The sequence below is a fragment of the Cohnella sp. WQ 127256 genome, assembly GCF_024519285.1.
Lineage (GTDB): Bacteria > Bacillota > Bacilli > Paenibacillales > Paenibacillaceae > Cohnella.
This window is the reverse complement of record NZ_JAMZCY010000005.1, coordinates 632,577-655,042: the sequence shown is the minus strand read 5'-3', so window position 1 is coordinate 655,042 and position 22,466 is coordinate 632,577. Positions and strand designations below refer to the sequence as shown.

22 protein-coding genes and 1 other RNA gene are annotated in these 22,466 nt (G+C 45.2%); 4 read left to right on the top strand and 19 right to left on the bottom strand.

Features of this window, described 5'->3' with window-relative positions; all coding sequences use genetic code 11:
* Positions 1-95 precede the first annotated feature (95 nt).
* Positions 96-593: a hypothetical protein gene (locus M1K58_RS18015; protein WP_256760220.1), complete on the top strand. Its 498-nt coding sequence runs from the start codon at positions 96-98 to the stop codon at positions 591-593.
* 13 nt (positions 594-606) lie between these two features.
* On the opposite strand, the gene M1K58_RS18010 is transcribed toward M1K58_RS18015, so the two are convergent.
* Complete coding sequence (locus M1K58_RS18010; protein WP_256760219.1) at positions 607-1,938, bottom strand: PhoH family protein; 1,332 nt, start codon at positions 1,936-1,938, stop codon at positions 607-609.
* 196 nt (positions 1,939-2,134) lie between these two features.
* Here M1K58_RS18010 and M1K58_RS18005 point away from each other — a divergent pair, with 196 nt between their 5' ends.
* Positions 2,135-2,695, top strand: coding sequence for a YhcN/YlaJ family sporulation lipoprotein (locus tag M1K58_RS18005; protein ID WP_256760218.1), 561 nt, complete (start codon positions 2,135-2,137; stop codon positions 2,693-2,695).
* Between the two features lie 158 nt (positions 2,696-2,853).
* Here M1K58_RS18005 and M1K58_RS18000 read toward each other — a convergent pair whose 3' ends face one another.
* The 6 genes from M1K58_RS18000 to M1K58_RS17975 all read right to left on the bottom strand — a co-directional run bounded on the left by M1K58_RS18000 (position 2,854) and on the right by M1K58_RS17975 (position 8,112).
* Positions 2,854-3,972, bottom strand: coding sequence for an LCP family protein (locus M1K58_RS18000; RefSeq protein ID WP_256760217.1), 1,119 nt, complete (start codon positions 3,970-3,972; stop codon positions 2,854-2,856).
* Complete coding sequence (locus M1K58_RS17995; protein WP_256760216.1) at positions 3,969-4,283, bottom strand: hypothetical protein; 315 nt, start codon at positions 4,281-4,283, stop codon at positions 3,969-3,971. The genes M1K58_RS18000 and M1K58_RS17995 overlap by 4 nt, the downstream gene beginning before the upstream one ends.
* A 90-nt stretch (positions 4,284-4,373) precedes the next feature.
* The gene (locus M1K58_RS17990; RefSeq protein ID WP_256760215.1) at positions 4,374-4,691 is read right to left on the bottom strand and encodes a YlaH-like family protein; all 318 of its coding nucleotides are present in this window, start codon (positions 4,689-4,691) and stop codon (positions 4,374-4,376) included.
* A 28-nt stretch (positions 4,692-4,719) separates the two neighbouring features.
* Positions 4,720-6,561, bottom strand: a complete 1,842-nt coding sequence (gene typA, locus M1K58_RS17985) for a translational GTPase TypA (RefSeq protein ID WP_256760214.1) — start codon at positions 6,559-6,561, stop codon at positions 4,720-4,722.
* A gap of 203 nt (positions 6,562-6,764) precedes the next feature.
* On the bottom strand, positions 6,765-7,247 hold the full coding sequence (locus tag M1K58_RS17980; RefSeq protein ID WP_256760213.1) for a hypothetical protein: 483 nt from the start codon (positions 7,245-7,247) through the stop codon (positions 6,765-6,767).
* Between the two features lie 193 nt (positions 7,248-7,440).
* On the bottom strand, positions 7,441-8,112 hold the full coding sequence (locus M1K58_RS17975; protein WP_256760212.1) for a TerC family protein: 672 nt from the start codon (positions 8,110-8,112) through the stop codon (positions 7,441-7,443).
* A 125-nt stretch (positions 8,113-8,237) separates the two neighbouring features.
* On the opposite strand from M1K58_RS17975, the gene M1K58_RS17970 reads away from it, so the two are divergent.
* Positions 8,238-8,969 (top strand): TerC family protein, encoded by a 732-nt coding sequence (locus M1K58_RS17970; protein WP_256760211.1) that lies wholly within the window; start codon positions 8,238-8,240, stop codon positions 8,967-8,969.
* Between the two features lie 97 nt (positions 8,970-9,066).
* Here M1K58_RS17970 and thiI read toward each other — a convergent pair whose 3' ends face one another.
* The 5 genes from thiI to M1K58_RS17945 all read right to left on the bottom strand — a co-directional run bounded on the left by thiI (position 9,067) and on the right by M1K58_RS17945 (position 13,152).
* The gene (thiI, locus tag M1K58_RS17965; RefSeq protein ID WP_256760210.1) at positions 9,067-10,287 is read right to left on the bottom strand and encodes a tRNA uracil 4-sulfurtransferase ThiI; all 1,221 of its coding nucleotides are present in this window, start codon (positions 10,285-10,287) and stop codon (positions 9,067-9,069) included.
* Entirely contained in the window at positions 10,284-11,450 is a 1,167-nt protein-coding gene (locus M1K58_RS17960; RefSeq protein WP_256760209.1) for a cysteine desulfurase family protein, read from the bottom strand. The genes thiI and M1K58_RS17960 overlap by 4 nt, the downstream gene beginning before the upstream one ends.
* Positions 11,451-11,581: 131 nt before the next feature.
* Positions 11,582-12,262, bottom strand: a complete 681-nt coding sequence (locus M1K58_RS17955) for a lytic transglycosylase domain-containing protein (RefSeq protein ID WP_256760208.1) — start codon at positions 12,260-12,262, stop codon at positions 11,582-11,584.
* A gap of 96 nt (positions 12,263-12,358) precedes the next feature.
* Positions 12,359-12,571, bottom strand: a complete 213-nt coding sequence (locus M1K58_RS17950) for a DUF1540 domain-containing protein (protein ID WP_256760207.1) — start codon at positions 12,569-12,571, stop codon at positions 12,359-12,361.
* 80 nt (positions 12,572-12,651) lie between these two features.
* Entirely contained in the window at positions 12,652-13,152 is a 501-nt protein-coding gene (locus M1K58_RS17945; protein ID WP_256760206.1) for a YpuI family protein, read from the bottom strand.
* A 238-nt stretch (positions 13,153-13,390) separates the two neighbouring features.
* Between M1K58_RS17945 and M1K58_RS17940 the strand changes: the two genes are divergently transcribed.
* Positions 13,391-15,298, top strand: a complete 1,908-nt coding sequence (locus M1K58_RS17940; protein ID WP_306220521.1) for a S8 family peptidase — start codon at positions 13,391-13,393, stop codon at positions 15,296-15,298.
* An 85-nt stretch (positions 15,299-15,383) separates the two neighbouring features.
* Here the strand turns inward: M1K58_RS17940 and rnpB are convergent.
* The 7 genes from rnpB to M1K58_RS17905 form a co-directional block, all read right to left on the bottom strand.
* An RNA gene (rnpB, locus tag M1K58_RS17935) (RNase P RNA component class A) lies at positions 15,384-15,794 on the bottom strand.
* 90 nt (positions 15,795-15,884) lie between these two features.
* Positions 15,885-17,000: a Nif3-like dinuclear metal center hexameric protein gene (locus tag M1K58_RS17930; RefSeq protein ID WP_256760205.1), complete on the bottom strand. Its 1,116-nt coding sequence runs from the start codon at positions 16,998-17,000 to the stop codon at positions 15,885-15,887.
* Positions 16,967-17,776 carry a tRNA (adenine(22)-N(1))-methyltransferase gene (locus M1K58_RS17925; protein ID WP_256760204.1) on the bottom strand — a complete coding sequence of 270 codons (810 nt, stop codon included), beginning with the start codon at positions 17,774-17,776 and terminating at the stop codon, positions 16,967-16,969. The genes M1K58_RS17930 and M1K58_RS17925 overlap by 34 nt, the downstream gene beginning before the upstream one ends.
* 11 nt (positions 17,777-17,787) lie before the next feature.
* Positions 17,788-18,621: a hypothetical protein gene (locus M1K58_RS17920; protein ID WP_256760203.1), complete on the bottom strand. Its 834-nt coding sequence runs from the start codon at positions 18,619-18,621 to the stop codon at positions 17,788-17,790.
* An 81-nt stretch (positions 18,622-18,702) separates the two neighbouring features.
* Positions 18,703-19,851, bottom strand: coding sequence for an RNA polymerase sigma factor RpoD (rpoD, locus tag M1K58_RS17915; protein ID WP_256760202.1), 1,149 nt, complete (start codon positions 19,849-19,851; stop codon positions 18,703-18,705).
* A gap of 34 nt (positions 19,852-19,885) precedes the next feature.
* On the bottom strand, positions 19,886-21,712 hold the full coding sequence (gene dnaG / locus M1K58_RS17910; RefSeq protein ID WP_256760201.1) for a DNA primase: 1,827 nt from the start codon (positions 21,710-21,712) through the stop codon (positions 19,886-19,888).
* An 86-nt stretch (positions 21,713-21,798) separates the two neighbouring features.
* Positions 21,799-22,269 carry a YaiI/YqxD family protein gene (locus tag M1K58_RS17905; RefSeq protein ID WP_256760200.1) on the bottom strand — a complete coding sequence of 157 codons (471 nt, stop codon included), beginning with the start codon at positions 22,267-22,269 and terminating at the stop codon, positions 21,799-21,801.
* Between the last annotated feature and the right edge of the window lie 197 nt (positions 22,270-22,466).

Here is a 22,466-nt window from a genome sequence, read left to right as displayed (position 1 = left end):
TGATAACAGGACTGGGCTCACCTGTCTCTCTATTTTAGTAAGCGCTTTAATCGTTAGGTAGTTTCATAATTCACGCTAGGAGAGTGGCTGTCAGAATGAACATACAACGATTAATCGGCTTGGAGATGCAGGTTCCTCACAACCTTCATCCCGAAATAGCTGCAAAAATGTTAAAACAAATTGAACAACGCGTACCTTTATTTGATCGGTACATGGATTTGCTCATTATCGAATCAGAGCATCATATTGCTGCAATTAAAGAAGTACTTGAACATTATCGAGTGGATGCTGATACTTGCGAATTAGTATTATTACCCTCTGCCGGAATTGAGAAAGGTGAGCTCTACGAAGATTATGCCATTCTAACTCCCAATGACCATATTTTCTTCGACTTATCATTAACCGCTTTATTCTCTCTGCACGCAGAAAAGCTGGATGCGGAACCCGCCCCAGCTTTACTACAGTTAGAGGAAAATCTGATTGGTCATATCAAGAACGACAATAGGAACATATATTTGATCGACCGACAACTTGTTGATCTTGCAGTGAAGGTGGCTCAAGTCTACAGTTGTACATTGAAATGGCATGATTAGAATGAGACAAGAGCTATAGTCGCTCTGTCGCTAGCTGTGCTAGACGGGAACGCTCCCCTTTTTCTAATGTAACATGACCGCTGATTCCTTCTTCTTTGAAGCGTTCCACCAAGTAAGTGAGACCATTGCTTTGCGAATCCAGATAAGGGTGATCTATTTGCTCCGGATCACCGAGCAGGACAATTTTACTATTTTCCCCGACACGAGAAACGATTGTCTTCACCTCGTGTTTACTTAGATTTTGCGCCTCATCAATAATAATGAATTGACCGGGTATTGAACGTCCGCGAATGTATGTGAGAGCCTCCACCTGGATACTTCCCATTCCCATTAATATTTTATCGAGATCGCCGGCTTTCTTCGTATCAAACAAAAATTCCAAATTATCATAGATGGGCTGCATCCACGGACGCAGCTTTTCTTCCTTTTCTCCTGGTAGATAACCGATATCCTTACCCATGGGTACGACAGGACGTGCGATGAGAAGCTTCTTGAAACGGTGCTCATCTTCCACCTTCATGAGACCTGCTGCGAGCGTTATTAAGGTCTTCCCTGTCCCTGCACGACCCGTAAGTGTAACCAAAGGGATATCATCGTTAAGCAATAGCTCCAACGCCATTCGTTGCTGCGCGTTACGTGCTGTAATTCCCCATATCGGATCGTTACTCATATGAAGAGGTTCTAACCGATGTCCATCAGAGGATACCTTGAGAAGTGCTGATTTAGACGTTCCAAGCTCATCCCGCAAAATAACAAATTCATTGGGGTGCAATGTCACTTTAATGCCGATCTGGTTCACAGCGAGAACTCTTGTGGAGTAAAAGGCATCAATGACGGATGGGTGGACATGGAGTGTAAGATGTCCTGTATATTGATCTGACACGGACACGGTCTGATCTGATAAATAATCCTGAGCGATAATCCCAAGCACATCTGCTTTTACTCTAACTAGAACATCTTTACTCACAATAATAACAGGACGAGGATCATTACTTTCCTGCTCTTCAATATGGTAATTCAACGCCACCGCGAGTATCCGATTATCATTCGTCATTTCACCAAACAATTCCTGAACCCTCACAAAGCGGCGGTGATTCATTTCCACCTTTAATAAACCGCCATTAGGAAGCACAACCCCATTATGCAATTGTCCAACGGCTCTCATACTGTCTAATTCCCGTGAGATATTGCGAGCATTACGCCCGATCTCATCGGCAAGACGTTTCTTCGAATCGATTTCTTCAAGCACAACAGATGGGATAATGACTTCATTATCTTCGAATGAGAACAAGGATAGCGGATCGTGCAATAGTACATTTGTGTCCAGCACATAAATTTTACGCATGGGTGTTCCCTCCCGATCCGCGATTTTGGCTAATATTCACATACGTGGTTAATGATTTCTCCCAAGGAGTCTTACATACTGAGCGATTGACAGGGAACAATATGACCATCGAACGTTTTCTCCTGTAACTACCGACACGATCTTGAACAGTATCGGCTAGTACGGGCATCCCTCCAAACCAGGTTGGTGACGAACATTGAAGCAATATAAAATGATCGCTTTCGGAACCACATTGCTGATGCTACTTGCTTTGGCAATGGGCTCCGTAGGCTGTAGTAACAAGCAATCAGCGCCAGTGCCTTCGAATAATCGTCTAAAGGCCCAAGCCAATCATGTAGAGTCTAAGATGAATTCTTCAAACCCGAAGCAGGTTGCTGCTCATTTGGAATCACTTGCTCGTGGAATTGAGGGCGTCAAAGGTGCAAACTGTGTTGTCTTCGGCAAATATGCAATTGTCGGAATCGATGTTGATGAGACGATGGAGCGAACTAAGGTCGGAACAATCAAATATTCGGTAGCTGAAGCGTTCCGCAAAGATCCTTACGGAATCGATGCCATTGTAACGGCAGATATCGACCTTACCCAGAGAGTTCGTGAGATTAGAGCCGATGTGAAAAACGGACATCCCATTTCCGGATTTACAGATGAACTTGCAGACATAATCGGAAGAATCATTCCACAAATTCCAAGGAACATCATGCCTGAGAAAAAACCGGAGAACATCGGGACAAGCTCATTAGATAAGCTCAGAAAATGACAAAAAGCCCAGTGAAAAATCACTGGGCTTTCTTATGGCAGCATTTGAATGGTCGTGTACTGATCAGAGAGATATTGGTTATTTCCACCCGTAGCCCTCCTAATGGAGTTTCTTGCTTAATTATACCACATGGATAACCAGTTTCCAACGGACAATCGTTACTCCGCAGCGGATGGTGAGCCTGTAGGCACAACAGCTATGGGGCGACCTTTCGGATTCAGATCTTCAGCTAAAGCCTGTTTAGCTTCCTGTAGCTTATCTTCATCCAAATACACATAAGGACTTCTCCATGTTCCCGTTAACGGTATGAAACGAATATCCGATCGGTTAATTCCGAAATACGTTGCGATCATGTTCTCAATCTGTTTTTTCGGAATATCCGTCCTCATATTGTCACCTACTGCATTAAGAAGGCTATCCACCTTCGTTACGCTACTGAATGACTTCATACGATCTACAATTGCACCGAGAACTTGGCTTTGTCGCTCGTTACGTTCAAAATCGCTGGACGCTGCCGTCGGTTTAAATCCGCGGTTAGAATTAGACTTCCGATAACGAACGAATCCGAGTGCCTGCTCCCCGTCGAGCTTTTGTTCACCCTTCTTCAGATCAATGTTCGTATCGTCGACAGAATCAACGTAACGCATATCTTTGTCTACTGTGACAGTCACACCATCAAGAGCATCCACAACATCAACAAAACCTTTGAAATCGATAACAGCCGTATAGTCAATTGGAATTCCGAAAAATTTAGATAACATATCGCGGGTTTCAACTCGTGCATACGCCGGAATTGCATCGCCTTCCAGCTTCTCTTTGTTACGTCCGCTCATGTAGAAAGCCGCATAATACCCATTCGCTTTATGCTTCTTATAGCCTTCCAACTCCAAATCACTGTCCCTTGGGATAGAGACTACCGTTGCTGTTTTGGTGATCGGATTAAAGGCCGCTACCATCATCACATCGGTGTTCATACTTCCCGTCTCGCTACGTGTATCCAAACCGAGTAGGGTTAGCGCAATGGGTTTAACTTGAGCTCGCTGTTCCTTGGCAATTGTAGTACTGCCTTTGCCATCATCAGGTTTAGCTATCTTTGTCAGGTTCTTATCCCCAACAACTAATAAATATGCCACATAGCAAACCAAAATTAGAATGATTGCTCCAAGCAATAAGAAAACAAGTCTACCCCATCGAAATTTCTTGCCAGGTGGCTTAGTTTTTTTGGAGGGTGACGTACGAGTCTTAGATCGCGTCGGCAAGGATGTATCTTGAATCAAACTAATTCCTCCTCATCCTCCGTGTCAGAATCTTCATCCGCGCCAACCGAAAGTCCAAACATATCTCGGTTTAATTGCTCCACGGCTTCCCGATCAAACCACACGGCACGAGACGTTCCATCATTTTTAGAATATGTAATATGTATTTTTCCTGAATCCACCGAGCTAACATCATACGACACAAGTTCGTGATCTTCCGACAAAATTTGCGCAAAAAAGAAGAGTGTTTCCTTTGCCGCTTCATCCTCAGGATGGGCGTCGGAAACCCACTTCATCTGTAGCCAGTAGAACAACGTATCCATCAAAGACACAACCGTTTCCCCTCTCCAAGTAAAACGGCTCAACCGTCCAGAGAGGACGGTTGTAGACGTTTCTATCATGCAGTCAGAAATTCAGTGAAGCTATTGCGGATCGACGGAATCCATCCGAGGTGAACCGCCATTCTTCTTGCTACGGTATGCTTTACGCTTGTCGTAGAATTGTCGCATCCTAAGAAGCGCCATCATTCCAACAGCAACGGCCATGCACTGAATGATCGGCAATTTATCAAGCTGTAATACAAGTAGTATTAAACAGCCGAGCGCCAATACAATGTGTACAGCAATTTCTTTAAGAATAGGAAGTTTACCCATTCTAAATACGGTATTAAAAATATACATCGTACAGGCAACAATGAGCAGATAGGAAATCAACTGGTGATCATGAAACCACTGCTGCATAGAAAACCCTCCTTAGACGATTATCCAATTATGCGTTGGAATCCGCCGTGCGACGCTGCTTCTCAGTTCTTTCGCGCTCGCTCTTATTGAGTACTTTCTTACGAAGACGAATACTCTTAGGCGTAATCTCACACAATTCATCGTCATTCAAATACTCAAGTGCTTCTTCGAGTGACATCAGACGCGGTGATTTCAACCTTACAGTTTCTTCTTTGTTCGCAGTACGAATGTTATTCAAAGCTTTTTCCTTACAAATGTTAACGATAATATCGCTATCACGAGTATGCTCACCGACCATCATACCTTCGTAAACATCTTCACCTGGCTCTAGGAACAAAATACCACGATCTTCTACAGACATCATACCATACATAGTTGTTTTGCCTGTTTCGCTCGCAATAAGAACACCTTGGTGACGTCCGCCAACTTGACCGCCGATCAAAGGACCATAGCTGTCGAAAGCATGGTTCATAACGCCATAACCACGAGTCAACGTCAAGAAAGTCGTACGATATCCGATCAAGCCACGTGCTGGAATAAGGAATTCCAAACGTACTTGTCCTGTTCCATTATTGATCATGTTAACCATCTCCGCTTTACGCGTTCCAATGCTTTCCATGACAGAGCCCATGCTTTCTTCCGGCACGTCAATCAGTAAACGCTCGATCGGCTCACATTTCACGCCGTCAACCTCTTTAATGATTACTTCCGGTTTCGACACTTGGATCTCGAATCCTTCACGACGCATGTTCTCGATTAGAATACTAAGATGCAGCTCTCCACGTCCGCTAACAACGAAAGCGTCAGGGCTATCAGTCTCTTCTACGCGCAAGCTTACATCTGTTTCGATTTCTTTAAATAGACGCTCACGTAATTTACGGGAAGTCACCCATTTACCTTCGCGACCTACAAAAGGACTATTATTAACCAAGAAAGTCATTTGCAAAGTTGGCTCATCAATCGCAAGAACAGGCAACGCTTCAGGATTAGCTGGGTCAGCAATTGTTTCACCAATATTAATTTCTTTCAGACCAGCAATTGCAACAATATCACCAGCAGCAGCTTCTGCGATTTCAATACGCTTCAAGCCCTGGAAGCCGAACAATTTCTCGATCCGAGCTTGTTTAATTGCACCATCGCGGTCGATTACAGCGACAACTTGACCCTGTTGAATACGTCCACGATTCACACGACCAATCGCGATACGACCCATGTATTCATTGTAATCAAGCAAAGTAACAAGGAATTGCAACGGCTCATCTGGATTTTCCTTCGGAGAAGGGATATGGTCTAGAATCATCTCGTATAGAGGTTCCATTGTCTCTTGTAAGTCATCCGGAGTATTACCAGCGATACCGTTTAGACCGGACGCGTAAACAACCGGGAACTCTAATTGCTCATCGTTTGCTTCAAGCTCGATAAACAATTCAAGCACTTCATCAATAACTTCGGCAGGACGAGCTGCTGGGCGATCGATTTTGTTTAAGACGACAACCGGTGTAAGACCTGATTGTAGTGCTTTACGAAGTACGAATTTCGTTTGTGGCATACAGCCTTCGAATGCATCAACTACTAGCAATACACCATCAACCATTTTCATAATCCGTTCAACTTCGCCACCAAAATCGGCATGTCCTGGAGTATCAACAATGTTAATTAATGTATCCTTGTACTCAATAGCAGTGTTCTTCGCTAGGATAGTAATACCGCGCTCCCGCTCGATATCATTAGAATCCATTGCGCGTTCTTGAAGCTGTTCGTTATCACGGAACGTTCCTGATTGACGCAATAATTGGTCAACTAAAGTTGTTTTACCGTGGTCAACGTGGGCAATAATTGCGATGTTACGAATGCGATCTCTTGAATGCATAGTTCCACTCCTCGATTTTTCTCTGTCCCGTATCGGGCTATATACATAAAACCACAAAACAAAACGTCGACTAGAGGCCGACGTTAATTCGCATCACCGGTACGACTGACACAGCGACAAGTAAGACTTCGCTGGTCCTCATCCCTTATATTATACGCTACTTTTCTTGAAAAGCCAACAATTTTATACGATGTTATTACAACTTACCAAGTTCGCGGCCTGCGAATGACGAGCCAAGCACCTAAACCAATCAAACCTGCTGCCAATACATATACTCCCCAAGTCCAGAGTATCGTTAATACAAAGAGAACAATAGATATTAGAGCTAACGACACAGTAATCGTCCAGATTTGCTTAGAGCGACTATATCCGAAGACATAATACTCATAGAGCCCGACAGCAACTGCGAAAGGAAACAAGGGCCACAAATACTTCATCAAGCCCCAGCCGAACCAGTTGCCAATCATAAGGATGACCGATACCACCGTTAAGATTCCAGCCGGTATTAATGCAACCGAAGGAACCATTCGCCCAAAATAGAGAACATGAAGCAGTACGCCGGGAATCAAAATAAAGAGAGGCCAGAACACAGCACCGATAAATGCAAAAACACCTAGTTTTCCCAAAAGAATTATCAATCCAACAGTCACGACTCCGATTCCGACTGCGGCGGATTGTCTGTTCACGATGGCTCCCCCACTTCATACCAATCTCATCACGATTCTAGTTACGGATCGCGATATCTTTTTCTTTAGTTTAATGTAAGTTGGGGGAAAAAACTAGTTCACGGGACTTAAAATTTTCCCTAAAACGATCCAAAAACCCGAACTAGGGTCAAAAAATGATCTCCTTAGATGATTTTCAAGGAAAAGCCCTCCATTAAGAGGCTTTGCTTCTCTGACGAATCATTAAAGCGATTATTAATAATAATGCTACGATAGCGAACGGAAACAGCTTTTCATATTCTGGCCGCAGCAAATGCTTGAAGGACAATAAGCCTGGATCCTTCAGAATCATTTCCGCCGCGGTATAGCCTAGCAACGCTCCTCCTACATAAAGTAAACCTGGCAAACGATCAAGTAATCGTATAATAAATGAGCTTCCCCAAATAATGATTGGGATGCTCATGACGATCCCGATAATGAGCATTGCAGTATCCCCGTCTGCTACAGCAGCAACGGCTAGAACATTATCTAAGCTCATGACAAAATCTGCAACTACAATAGTCCACACGGCTCCCGCGAGCGTAGACGCCGCTGTCGTATGCTCAGATTTCTCCTTATTGTCGAGGAGCAGCTGTAGCGAAATCACGAGGAGTAATAAGGCTCCAGCGGTTTGAAGATATGGAATATGTAATAAGGAAATCGCCCCTAACGTTAGCAAGCATCGTAATACAATGGCAGCCGCTGCCCCCCACCACACCGCCTTTCTTCTCTGAGCTGCAGGCAGCCTTCGTCCTGCCATAGCAATGACGATTGCGTTATCACCACTTAGAAGTAAATTAATCATTACAATTTCAAGAAACACTAGTAAATTTTCCATTGTGAACATGCAGAAACCCCCTCTACCATTTTTATGTTTATGTACAAGCTGATCCGGATATGTAGATGTATTTTTTTGAATCCATTTCCAAATGCTGACGTATTACTGCTTGAATGTATGAGGAGGGACTAATCATGGAACTATTCGGTTGGGATTTATTGAGTGTAGACTTCTGGTCTATCTTAATGACGATCGTATTCATCGATCTATTACTAGCAGGAGATAACGCAATCGTCATTGGTCTCGCAGCAAGGAATTTACCTAAGAACTTGCAAGGCAAAGCCGTATTTTGGGGTACCGCTGGCGCAGTAATCATCCGCGTCATAGCGACCATGTTAGTTGTCTCCCTACTCAAGATTCCGTTCTTACTCGCCATTGGAGGCGTTTTACTTATATGGATTGCTTACAAACTGCTTGTGCAAGAAAATAATCACGGTGACATTAAGGCGGGCACAACGCTATGGGGAGCCATTCGCACGATTGTCATTGCAGATGCCGCCATGGGACTCGATAATGTTATCGCTGTAGCTGGTGCAGCACATGGGGATTATTTTCTTGTTGTACTAGGACTTCTGATCAGCATTCCAATTGTCGTCTGGGGGAGCACCCTATTCATTAAAATCATTGAAAGATACCCTTGGATTATTTACTTGGGTTCCGGCGTCCTCGCTTATACAGCCGCTAAAATGATTACCCATGAAGGTGAATTCAAATCCTATTTCAGCAGCAATCCGGTGTTCAGTTGGATCTTCATCGCAACGATGATCGTACTAGTTGTCGTTGCCGGTGTATGGACCAACGCCATCAAAGCACGCCATGCACATCTCAAGAAAACGCAGACCAGCCCACCACTGGCAACTAAATAAGCAAAAAATACAAATAGGGGCTATCTCAGTAAGGTCATTTGACCTGAGATAGCCCCTATTTGTATGTGCAATTGCGTTCCATTATCATCATTCCCGATTAGAACCAATCATCTTCCTTTTGACCAGCCACTTCTACTTCCCCGTCATCCCTTAATACGACCACTTCGGTTCCTTGAACGGCTTCTTCAATCAATCGATCGAGCTCCTCACCAAAGTGAGCTTCCACACGTTCAACCATTTTCAAGTTCGGATTAGTCGCTGGCGACTTAGGTACGAACAACGTACAGCAATCCTCGAACGGCAGGATAGAGGTGTTGAATGTGCCGATCCGTTCGGCATAAGTAATAATATCCTGCTTGTCCATCATAACTAGAGGACGCAATAGCGGCAGCGATGATGAACGTCCAATTACGTTCATGCTTCCAAGCGTCTGGCTAGCCACTTGTCCCAAGCTATCCCCTGTCACAATTGCCAATGCGCCACTCTCTTCCGCTAAGCGCTCCGTAATTTTTAACATGCTGCGTCTCATCAGTGTAATGATTAAGCTTTCATGTCCGGATTGAGCAAGCTTCGTTTGCAGCTCTGTAAACGGCACGAGATGCAGTTTTATTTTCCCGCTATAATACGCAAGTCGCTTCGCTAGAGTAATGACCTTCTCTTTCGCTTGCTCACTTGTGAACGGATAGCTGTGGAAATGAACCGCCTCTATCTTTAACCCTTTCCTCATTGCCATCCAGCCAGCAACAGGGCTATCTATGCCACCGGATAGAAGCAGCATCCCTTTGCCATTCATGCCGAGTGGGAATCCACCTGCGCCTCTCTCCACTTCACAATAAATATAGGTGCGCTCAAACTGGATATCCACCTTTAGCTCTACCTCTGGCTGACGTACGTCCACCTTTAGTTCAGGTGTATTACGCAACACATGAGCCCCGATCAAGTGATTCATTTCCACAGAATCGTGAGGATATTGCTTCCATCCCCGCTTTACGGATACCTTAAACGTTTTGGGAGCAGGCGTTAAGGTTCTGAATAAGTCAAGGGAGCATGCCCGAATCGCTTCTAAGTCATGCTCAGAGCTAACGACGGGACTAAAAGTCGCGATGCCGAAAATATCCTTTAGTCTGGCTGCTACTTGCTCGTAACTCTCCCCATGCAAATGAATGTATACGCGTGCATAGCCTCGAACGTACTCTAACGCAGGCTTGGTCTTTAAAGCGATCTTAATCTGATCAACCAACATACTCTCGAAACGATTACGGTTTCTTCCCTTAATCGTGATTTCCCCGAACCTTACAATGATAAGATCGTAATTCATTTCAGATTCCTCTCCAACGGCCTCAGCTCAGCTACAACAGCCTTAAGCTTATCGCTCAATATTTCGATGTCATTCCATGTATGCTCGTCTCCAAAGCTGATCCGAATACTTCCTGAAGCCCGTTCGGCATCATGTCCCATAGCCAGAAGCACCCGACTTGGCAGCAAGCTCTTCGAGGAACATGCCGACTGGGACGATACAAGTACACCTTGCTTTTCAAGCATATGGATGATGACTTCTGGCCGCATCCCAGGATAAGACAAATTAATAATATGAGGTGCAGTGTCTTCGTTATCCGCATCCGCACCGTTCAATAACAACTCAGGTATATCTTCAATTCGTTTAAGCAATTGTCTTCTCATTTCAAACATTCGCTCTCTTCGTGCATCCCTGCCCTCCAGTGTGAGCCTTAAGGCTTGCGACATGGCCACGATCCCTGGAACATTGTGCGTACCCGATCGAACGCCTTGTTCTTGACCCCCACCAGTTAATAAAGAGGCTAGCTCAATCCCATTCTTAACGAGGAGAAATCCCATTCCCTTGGGGCCTCCAAACTTATGAGCGGACCCCGTGTACAGATGAACTCCCCATTCCTTCCAGAGGAAGGGAACCTTCCCAATCGCTTGTACACCATCCACATGAAATCTAACCTGGGGGTGGGTTGAAATAACATCTCCGATCTCGCGAATTCGCTGAATCGCTCCCGTTTCATTATTCACTTGCATAATGCTAACGAGCACGGTATCTTTTCTTATCGCCTTGGCCACATCCTCCGGATTAACTCTTCCTAGAGAATCGACTGGCACTATAGTTGATTGAACCCCTAAGGATTCTAACTGTCGTACACATTCATACACAGAAGCATGTTCTATTGCTGAAAGGATAATATGCTTAGTCGTTCGTGCGACCTTATTAACGGTGCCTTTGATAGCAAGGTTATTGCTTTCCGTTCCTCCTGAGGTAAAGACCACCTCTGACGGCTCAGCACCCATTCTCTCTGCAATACTGGCACGTGCCCTATCTACCAGCTTCATCGCATCAGCACCGGAACGATGTAAGGCTGCAGCATTGGCGTAATGTAGCTTCATCAGCTCACTCATCGTTTCAATGACGACAGGCAACATCGGAGTAGATGCACTGTGATCGTAGTAATAAGTTTTCATCGGTTGGTTTCCCCATTCTTAGCTCTCACAGGATAAATCATAATAAAAGGACCAAAAACGGGAGCATGGCTTAAAGCCTCCCGTCTTGATCCCCTGTTATAGCTGTAGTCAATATCACTGCATCGCCGAATTTATATGCTCCACTGACTGGACGCATTCAGAACTTTACGAATGTAGTTCTGCGTCTCTGAAGGCAGCTTCTGCAGGTTCATCGCGATATCCTGATCATTCTTAATGCCTAATCGATCAACACGGCCAGGACCCGCATTATAAGCAGCAAGCGCGGTTGATACATTCCCGTCATACTTTCGAAGTAAGTAGGACAAGAACCTTGTACCTCCGTCAATGTTCTGAGCCGGATCAAAGGAATTCGTCACTCCTAGACCACTAGCTGTACCATCCATCAATTGCATGAGCCCTTTGGCACCCGCTGAGGAGATGGCATTCGGATTAAATGAGGATTCCGATTGAACCACGCCCTTAATCAATGCTGGATCAACACCATATTTCGCTCCTGCAGCGGAAATGAGAATGTCGTAGGTCGAGGACGAACCACTATCGTCGGTCAATGCTCCTCTCCAAGAAGCAGTTGAAGCAGCTAAAGCAGAAAGATTACTTAATTGTGAAGATGTATCGGTATCGGTTTCTTGAGTTAAACCTGTAGCCGTATATTGATTTAGTAACATATCGAAGAGACCGGAGTTATCGCTCGCCATACTTTGAGTTGAATTGCTGCTTAATGGATTCAATTCAGTCATCCATTGTGTGAGAAGCATTTGCTTCAATATGCGTGGATCCGTCGTTACATTCACGTCGGTTATCTCCCAGTAGTCAAATTTACTCTTATTGTACAACAACTACCGGAGTCCGACTAGTCCCGACAAAATAAGTGTTCTCGTTCTTTGGACCTATTTTTGATCCTTTGGTTGAAAAGTCAGGCAGCAGGTTACAGAAGAAGCCTGTGCAGTGTCCTTGTGAGAAAAAAAATCCTCGGCGAATTCCTCATTCCAATGGTTGTTAGCATGTGAATCCACTTCAATCGTAATTTCTTGAGCCCCGCATTGATTTCCCTTATTCCAGAAAGAACAATTGCTCACACTACATGCGACTCCTTTTGGCATCAAAATCACCCCCCTGTCCTATTGTGTACCCTTAACAAACGGGTATACGGACAGAGGGGTGGAGGTTGTTGCATGTTTTGTTAATTAGATTGGCTCAGCATGCGACGCTGTGTTAAATAATCGCTTTCATAATAGGACAGATCATCGCGTAATTCCTCATATACACGGGAAATACTGAGGATGACATCACGAGCAGGGCGTACTGGCTTCATACGGAAACGGATCGCATCTTGACCCGTATAGGCATAACGACCATCCTCGGAATAACATTCGTTTTTCGGATAGAAGAAGGAATTTACGCCTTTATGATACACCTCATATAATGCGCGTTCAGCAAGTTCATTATCGAAATTCGGACGTCTGAGCACTGCACCCAGCTTCTCATATGCAACTTCTGTAAAAACAAGCAAATGGCGTAAATCGGATAGTAAACCGCTGTAGAAATTCGTATTATCTGGATTTTCCTCTTGTACGAGTTGCTCAAGTGCATTGTGATTTAGAAAATGTTCAATCGGATCAATAGCCGCCTTTAATTTCTCTCGGCTGGATTCGGCAAGCGATTTAATATTGATAGCTGGCATGGATTGCTCCCCTTTCCATTTGTGCAAAAGCATTACTTATCGAAGTTGTTGGATGTTAAGCGATAAAGTCTCGCGATTAGAGCATGCGAAAACCTTTAAAACCTCCATTATCGTAACATAAAATAGGATGAAATTGTACTGGCAAGGTCAAAAAGCTAACGTATATTTTTGTCACTCCACTTTCATCCTAATGACATGAACTCCCTTGTCCTTAGGGAAGTTGAAGGAGGGGTGCAATTTGCGCCGTAATATACTGATCGGGTTTTTATTCACTGCTGCCGTCGTTATGTTTGCAATCCCTATTATCCCGCCCGCATTCCGTTCCGCTGAACGAACGCCTGCAACGCCTATGCCTTCCACATCACCAAAGATATCTACACTTACTGGTATGCACGCAGCCGCTAAGCAGGAGGCTTCATTTAAGCAGCAAATTGTAAAGCAGGATATGGCTGCAACCGAGCAATTATCCCGCTCACAAATCACTCGCGATGTCCAGAATTTATTAAAGAAGGAATCAGGAAAAGTGACGAATAAGCAACTGCAAGCCTTTCTAGATACTCATCCTGAGATTTTATATGTGGAATGGACAAACAAAGGTCAAATGCAAACGGAAGGAAAGGTTAAACCTGAGCTCTTAAAATTAGCAAAAGCCCATTTAACTCAAGCGCAATCGACTTCAGCTCACAATAATTATTCCTCTCCCATCTTTACCTACAGTGGGAAAAGCTATTTCGTCACATCTCAAAAGACACCTTCAAACAAGCAAAAAATCGTAGCCTTAATTTCGACGGATATTATTCAAGCGGTTGAACGACATCAGCTCCGTAATCTGCGACTAGTCCCTTATCCTCCGGAGGGACGTTATCGTATTGAATCTGTTACTCCAGGATCAAATGCGGAAACAACCGTGCGCACAGGTGAGGATAACGGAAATGCCAGTCATTACTCCATGGACGAGATCGTCGTCAAATTCCGTAAACCTTTGACAGATCAACAATTACTTCAGCTTCGTAAGGAGCTTAATCTATCTGTCGTCCGACATACGGGGAAAACATACGTGTTTCGCTCGAAAAAACACGAAACAATGGATTTGAAAAAATATTTTATTGATAAATGGAATCCAGAATTCGTCGAGCCTCATTACCTTTATTTAACAAACGGTGCATGGGGAGCTCCCTTAGAAAATAATACTCAAGATAAATCTCCCGTTAACTCGACAATTATTCCAAACGACACACTATATTCCGAATTTCAATGGAATTTACCGGAGATTGCAACTGAAACGGGTTGGAATGTTACTAAAGGTAGCGCTGACGTCGTCGTTGCCGTATTGGATACGGGTGTTCAAATGGATCACCCCGATCTTAAGGGAAGACTAGTCCCAGGGATAAATATTGTCGATCCCTCTAATCCACCGGATGATGACGTTGGACATGGAACACATGTTGCGGGCATTATTGCTGCCGAGGTCAATAATAACGAAGGGATTGCGGGGATGACTTGGTATACCAAGATCATGCCTGTTAAGGTACTCGATAGCACTGGGGCAGGGTCTACCTACTCCGTTGCCGAAGGCATTATCTGGGCAACCGATCATGGGGCAAAAATTATTAATATGAGCCTTGGCAATTATGCGGAGGCGGAATTTCTGCATGACGCTCTCAAATATGCTCATGAACGTGGAGTCGTCATTGTTGCGGCCAGTGGTAACGATAATACCGATCGTCCTGGCTATCCTGCCGCTTATCCTGAAGTTATTGCCGTATCTGCTACCGATCCTGATGAATCGCGGGCTGAATATTCTAATTACGGCGATTACATCGATGTCGCTGCCCCTGGCACTTCTATTCCAAGCACTTACCCAGGAAGCCGATATGCCGCCTTATCGGGAACATCAATGGCATGTCCGCACGTCTCCGCCTTAGCTTCTTTAATTAGAGCGACGAATTCGCATTTAACGAACACCGAGGTCACAGATATACTTCGACGTACCGCCAAGGATTTAGGGAAAAGCGGCAAAGACAACGATTTTGGATATGGGCAAATCGATGTGAAGGCTGCCTTGCTAGCTTCTAATGGGACTAGCACATCGTTACAATTCTACCCACAGCAAGTTCGCCGAGAACTTGAACAGTTGATTAAGTGAGAGAATTTAAATGACAAAGTTATAAATTAAAAAAAAAGCCATTCCCTATTTGCTGGGGATGGCCTTTTTATTGGATTAGTAACAGCCGGAAAGCTTGCCGTAAGCCGGGTTCTGTACTTCACGTGGTCATAACGGACTGCGCGAGGCAATCCTCCCACTTCCTGAAGCGACAATCATCTTTCTAGGCCGCACATTGCTATACGGCTCAAGCGACCAACCCGAACGCACCCCGGGCTAGGGCCGACATAAATGTCTGCGTTCTCCTCGGTCTTGCTCCAAATGGGGTTTACCAGGAGCAAAGTCACCAGTGCTCCTCGTGGTCTCTTACACCACGGTTCCATCCTTGCCTGATCTGCGTTAGCAGCCATCGGCGGTCCATTTCTGTGGCCCTGATCCTTCAGCTCGCGCTGACTGGACGTTATCCAGCATCCTGCCCTGTGGAGCCCGGACTTTCCTCTCGTGGCGCGAAGCCACCAGCGATTGTCTGTCAAACTTTCCGGTTTGCAACGACTAGTATAACGCGAATAACGCTCGCTGACAACGGAAATGAATGGAGATAGTTCCTTTGTCCCTTATTATATGTCCATTATCGTAACTGAAATGGCTCTGTATCTACCTGAGAAGCGAACACTTCTGTCGCATAGCCTTTGCTCTGCAACTGTTCGGTAAGCCAGCGTGCTACGTTTGGCTTCATAATTTTCTCCGCATGATGACCAGGATCGATAATCGACATTCCCGCAGCCAAAGCATCTTGTGCGGAATGAAAATCAATATCTCCAGTTACAAGCACATCCGCTCCCGCAAAAATCGCATGTCGAATATATCTTGAACCTGCCCCGCCCAGTACAGCAACCTTACGAATGGGCTTAGAACCCTCTCCAACCATCCTTACAAATGGCACCTCAAACGCCCCTTTAACACGTTCAGCGAACTGATCAAGGCTTTCTACCGCAGGAAGCACTCCTACTCTGCCTAAGCCGAATGAGCGGCCCTTCAGGTCCATGCTGTACAGATCGTAGGCAACCTCTTCATAAGGATGTGCCTTAAGCATAGCAGAAATGACTTTTTTCCTAGCACTTAGCGGAACAATCGTTTCCAATCTAATTTCACGCGTCTCTGTCAGCTTCCCCTGCTTCCCAATAAAGGGATCGCTTCCTTCACGCGGTAGAAAGGTACCCGTCCCTTCTATATTGAAGCTACAATGGCTATAGTTACCGATCCAACCTGCACCTGCGGAGAACATGGCATTTCGCACTATTTCGTGATGAGTTTCAGGGATGAATACGACTAGCTTAAACAGCTTATCCGTATGTACCTCCTCCAGCACCCCACGTCCGTTCAGTTCAAGGGCTTCAGCCATCCAATCATTGATGCCCCCTTCGGTCGTATCAAGATTGGTATGCGAAATATATACCGCGATATCTTTACGTAGCAAGCTAGCCGCCAATGCGCCTGCCGGAGTGTCAGTTCGCAAGTGCGCCAATGGCCGATATATGACCGCATGGTGTGCGATAATAAGCTCCGCTCCTAGGTTTGCGGCTTCTTCCACTACCGCAGGAGTGACGTCAAGCGTAACGAGTACACGCTTCACTTCCTTCGCTACGGATCCTACCTGTAACCCGATCTTATCGTCCGGAACGGCATAATGCTTAGGAGCAAGCCTCTCCATTAATTGGACGATTGTTTCTCCACGAGCAAACATGATAGCACCTCCCGGATTTCGCGAACGTCCTCTTCCCATTCTCTTGCTTTCTCTGCTGCTTCCGGTGCGGATGCATGACTTAACTGAAGAATCACTCTTTCGCGTTTAGCGAGTTCCTGTTGCCATTTCTGATGAAAGATTTCCGTTGGATTTCTCATCAGAATCGGGCCCATTTCATACATTAACGCGGAAGATACTTTCGAAATAACTGGAGCTAAGATCGCCTCATCATACAATTGTGAATGCCGCGCTTGTGCTTCCGCTGAATCCGGCATAAGCTTAGCACGCATTAATGTATAGATAACTCCATCTTCTTCAAGCAACATTTCCTGATCGAGAGCATAATCATGCTGATCTAACCAACGTCTAACCAAATCTTCCGCTACATGCGGCGAAAGAACGAGCGTAGTAACTCCATTTAAGCTTTCACCAGCTTGATCAAGTATTCTGGCCATTAGGCTTCCGCCCATTCCAGCAATTGTGACGGTATCTACTTCATCCGGAGATAATACTGCCATTCCGTCTCCTAATCTGACGTGTACGACCTGTTCCAATCCCGCATATGATACTTGACTTTTGGCAGCCTCAACTGGCCCCTCATGTACATCTCCGGCAACTGCAAAGCTAATCTTGCCCTGTTGCGCTAGAAAAACGGGAAGCAGTGCATGGTCCGTCCCGATATCGGCGAACCGAGCTCCTTGCGGAACCCAATCAGCTAATGCCGATAAACGAAGTGACAGCTTCAACCCTGCTCCATTATCCTTCATATTCTTCATATCCATCATCCTTATACAACCCATTCCATCCATTGTTTTCTTAATCGAAACATTCCAAAGCCTGCGATCAAGATTTTAATAATAATTTCCACCTGAATCCATTGTGTATGAATAGCAAACAAAGCAGAATACACTTCCGGCATAAACCAGATGGGAAGTGCCGTCGCAAAAAATACAGCGCCAGCAGATTTGTATCGAACATGGAGAAACCAACTCAACCAAGCAAATAGCAATGCTGCAGGAATCCAGAACACTTGAACTTCGAGCAAGGATGGAGAAGGAGCATGCTGTGATAACAATAGTGCATATAGGATTACGGCAATCATCCAGCCCATCCAATGGAGCACAGCAAAGCGTAGAAGAACTCCAGTGCCGATCCATACTGTCGAACATAAGCCTAATAACCACAGAGGTCCTGAGCCATCTAGCCAGCCGTTTAGCTGTAAAATGATGAACCCTACCCCTAATAGGAACACCATAGCCGCTCCGATCGATAACGATCCCCGTACTGGTTTATCGACCCTCTGCTTAATGCCAAGCGCGACGAATGCTGCCGCAACAACACTCGTTAAAGCTATTTGCAAAGACAAGTGAAACGCGCTAAAATGAAGTACAACAAGACAGATCAAGGCAAAAATTCCAAAAACAAGCATCCATTGTTTGCCTGAAGCTTGCCCAATTTTCTTCATTGTATTACCCATAAAGCCTTGAGAACGTTCATTTAGATCTTCCAAATAAATATTAAGTAAGAAGTCACAATATTGCTCCGGCAATAGCTTGTTGCGTCGCCAAGATTCAATTTCTTTAACGACTACATTACGATTTGCTTCATTCAACGCAGCCATGCCGACGTCCTCCTTATCCACTTGAAAAAAAAAGACCTTCAACCATAACGGCAAAGGTCTCGATCGTATCCCTATAATCTTTTATTCTAAAAAGTCTTTCAGACGTTTACTACGGCTTGGGTGACGAAGCTTGCGAAGTGCCTTCGCTTCGATCTGACGAATCCGTTCGCGTGTTACACCGAACACCTTGCCAACCTCTTCAAGCGTACGAGTACGTCCATCATCCAATCCGAAACGCAAGCGAAGTACGTTCTCTTCCCGTTCAGTCAAAGTATCCAGAACATCTTCAAGCTGTTCCTTGAGAAGCTCATATGCAGCAGCGTCCGCAGGAGCCAACGCCTCCTGGTCTTCGATAAAATCTCCTAAATGGGAATCGTCCTCTTCACCGATAGGTGTCTCCAGGGATACCGGCTCTTGTGCAATCTTCATGATTTCACGAACTTTATCCACACTTAGTTCCATTTGCTCTGCAATCTCTTCGGGCGTAGGCTCTCTTCCCAATTCTTGCAGTAATTGCCGTGAAACTCTAATGAGCTTATTAATCGTTTCGACCATATGAACAGGAATCCGAATCGTTCTTGCCTGATCCGCAATTGCCCGTGTAATCGCTTGTCTAATCCACCATGTCGCGTAAGTACTGAATTTGAAGCCTTTGTCATGATCGAATTTCTCGACCGCTTTCAACAGTCCCATATTACCTTCTTGTATAAGATCAAGGAATAACATGCCCCGCCCGACATAGCGCTTCGCAATACTAACGACTAGACGAAGGTTGGCTTCTGCCAGCCTTTTTTTCGCTTCTTCGCCGTCAGGTCCGCCGATTTCTATCTTCTTCGCTAGCTCAACCTCGTCATCCGCATGAAGAAGGGGAACACGACCAATTTCCTTAAGGTACATCCGAACAGGGTCATTGATCTTAATACCTGGCGGAAGAGACAGATCATCGTCAAAGTTAAATTCATCCCGTTCGCGTTCTTCCTCTTCCCCAGTTCCGTGACCATGCCGCTCGCGTCCTAATTCATCATGATCATTAGAAACCTCAATACCAATATCCGCTAACTGTTCAAAAAATTCATCAATTTGCTCGGGATCCTGATCAAATGGAGACAGCTTCTCCATGATGTCTTTATAGGTCAAGGAAGATTTCTTCTTACCTTGTTCTATTAGTTGAGCTTTGACTTGTTCAAGTGTTAATTCCGTTTCCAGTCCGGTGTGTTGATCGTTTGCCATTGCCGACTCCCTCCTCCCTGAGAAGCCCGCGTAATCAAAATTGCTTACGCTGCTTTTCCAGGGCGATAATCTCTATACCCATTTGTGTTGCACGTGAATAGTCGCCCGCTCGCTGAGCTCGATTCAGTTCTTCAGTCAAACGTTCTACTTCTCGTGAAAGAGAAGCGCGACCGATCGTACGAATGCAGTCTTCTAGCTCCCGTTCGCCAAACGGAATGTCTATTAATGCGATGGCACTGGCAGCACGTTCCAAGCGGTCATCCTGCAATACCGCTACAAATCTGCCGACATCAGGATCATTGTTTTGTGCGTAATAAGCATATAAATAAGCAGCTAAAGCCGCATGATCCTCAACATGAAAACGATCACCAAGTCTTTGCTGAACAAGGAGCGCCGTCTCTTTGTCCTGCATCATCCATGAAAGCAGCTGGCGTTCCGCATTGACATGTGCGGCTCCCAATGGAGGGTTCTTCGAGGTTGATGTCTTTTCATTCCATACATTATTCCACGATCCGGCTGGAATATCCCCTGCGTTTCCCAATTTCTCTTGTTTCCTGAACTCGAAGCTTTCCTGCTTCAACGTATCCAGAGATACGCCGAACTCTTGGGCAAGCTCCTTCAAGAGCAACTCCCGTTCCGTTGGAGAATCTCGTCTTGCGACGACACGAATGGCATCGCGCAAATACCTGATCCTTCCGTCTTCTTCTAGGAGTATATGGGATTTCCTTAAATATATAAGCTGAAATTTGACTGCGGAAACCGCTCCTTCAATGAATTCCCGTACAAATGGCTCTTGTCCATAGGACGAAATGTATTCGTCCGGATCCATTCGATTCGGAAGGACACTCACCCGTACGCGAAATCCTGCATCTTCCAGCAAGGGTATGCTTTTGTGTGCAGCCGCTTGTCCTGCATCATCTCCATCGTAGCATAAAATAATCTCATCGGCGTAACGTTTAAGCAATGCTGCGTGTTCATTAGTAAGTGCTGTCCCCATTGTGGCCACACCATTATGAACACCTGCAGACCAAGCTTTAATCACATCGACGTAGCCTTCAAAAAGAACGACTTGTCTAGAGCGCCGGATAGCCGGACGAGCTTCATGCAACCGATACAGCGTCCTACTTTTGTTAAAGAGTGCGGTTTCGGGAGAATTCAAATATTTCGGTTGCCCATCTGATAAAAGCCGTCCTGCAAAAGCAATAATTTGTCCACTCACATCATGTATCGGAAAAATAATTCGATCTCGAAAGCGGTCGACGTAACCGTCTGCTTCCTGCCTTCGAGATAGCAATCCTCCTGCTTCCATCTCTGCAAGAGAGTAGCCTTTACGTTCCAGTGCCTGTGTAAGTGTGTCCCACCTTGCGGGTGCATAACCAACATTAAATTGTTCGATTAAAGCATCGCTAAATCCTCTTGTTGTCAGATAGTCTTTAGCTGGTTTTGCAACTTCCGTATTAAGTAACAAGTAATGATACAATTTCGAGCTGTAGTCATGGGCCTCATGAAGGAGTTTCTTTTCCTTCTGAAAGGCGGAGGGCTCCTCAGTAATCACGGTCGTCCACGTAACGGGAATGCCAGCATCTTGAGCTAGCGCTTTGACCGCCTCAGGAAACGATTCACCTTCCATCTCCATGATGAACTTAATTACATTGCCACCTTTACCACAGCCATAGCAATGAAAGATTTGCTTCTCTGGTGTGACCGTAAAGGATGGCGATTTCTCGGAATGAAAGGGGCAGAGACCCTTCAGGTATTTACCATTCTTGCTTAGATGAACATATTTGCCTACCGTCTCCGAAATTTCATGACGACTCAACACTTCATCGATAACAGATTGGGGTATCATTCCGTAATTCATGAATTCCACCTTATTTCCCAAGTAGCACGACTGCAATGGGCAGTAGTCTGTCCAATCCGTCGCTTACTTGCAACTAATACAATTCGCTACAGGTCGGGATTCTCCTGCAATCCTCGCAATAGTGTTGTCAGTTTTTGTTGAAACTTCTCGCGATCCCCGTCCGTAAACGGTGGGGGCCCTTTCGTACGCATCCCTCCACGGCGCTGACGCGCTGAGAAGTGACGTTGCTCCAATAATCCTTCTATGTCGGATTCACGAATTTCTTTACCTCTTGGAGTTAACACGGCGGAACCTCGTGCAAGTCCTAACGCAGCCAATCCATAATCACCCGTAACGAGTATATCGTTCTTTGTCAGAACGTTAGCGATATACAAATCAGCGGATTGATCACTAGCATCGACGGTAACGACCTCAACGGAAGGCTCAGGCACTAATACATGCGCATGACTCGATACAAGTAACGCAGTCGCTCCGCAACCCCTTACCGTTCTGGCAATTTCCGACTTTACCGGACAAGCATCGCCATCAACCACAACACGATTACGTAAGACAGTCATCGACATCACCACACGATTCACCGAAAGTTTGCCGTAGTATTATATACGCTAAAGGGATTCAAAATCCTGCATTACCTTCATCAAATTTTATCATCCAACTTTACCCTTAATGGGGTTATACCAAATTCGAGATAGAAGATTTTCTTTTTTAGCCGTCCTTATGTTATACGGTTTCTAACGGTATAGGTTACATCATC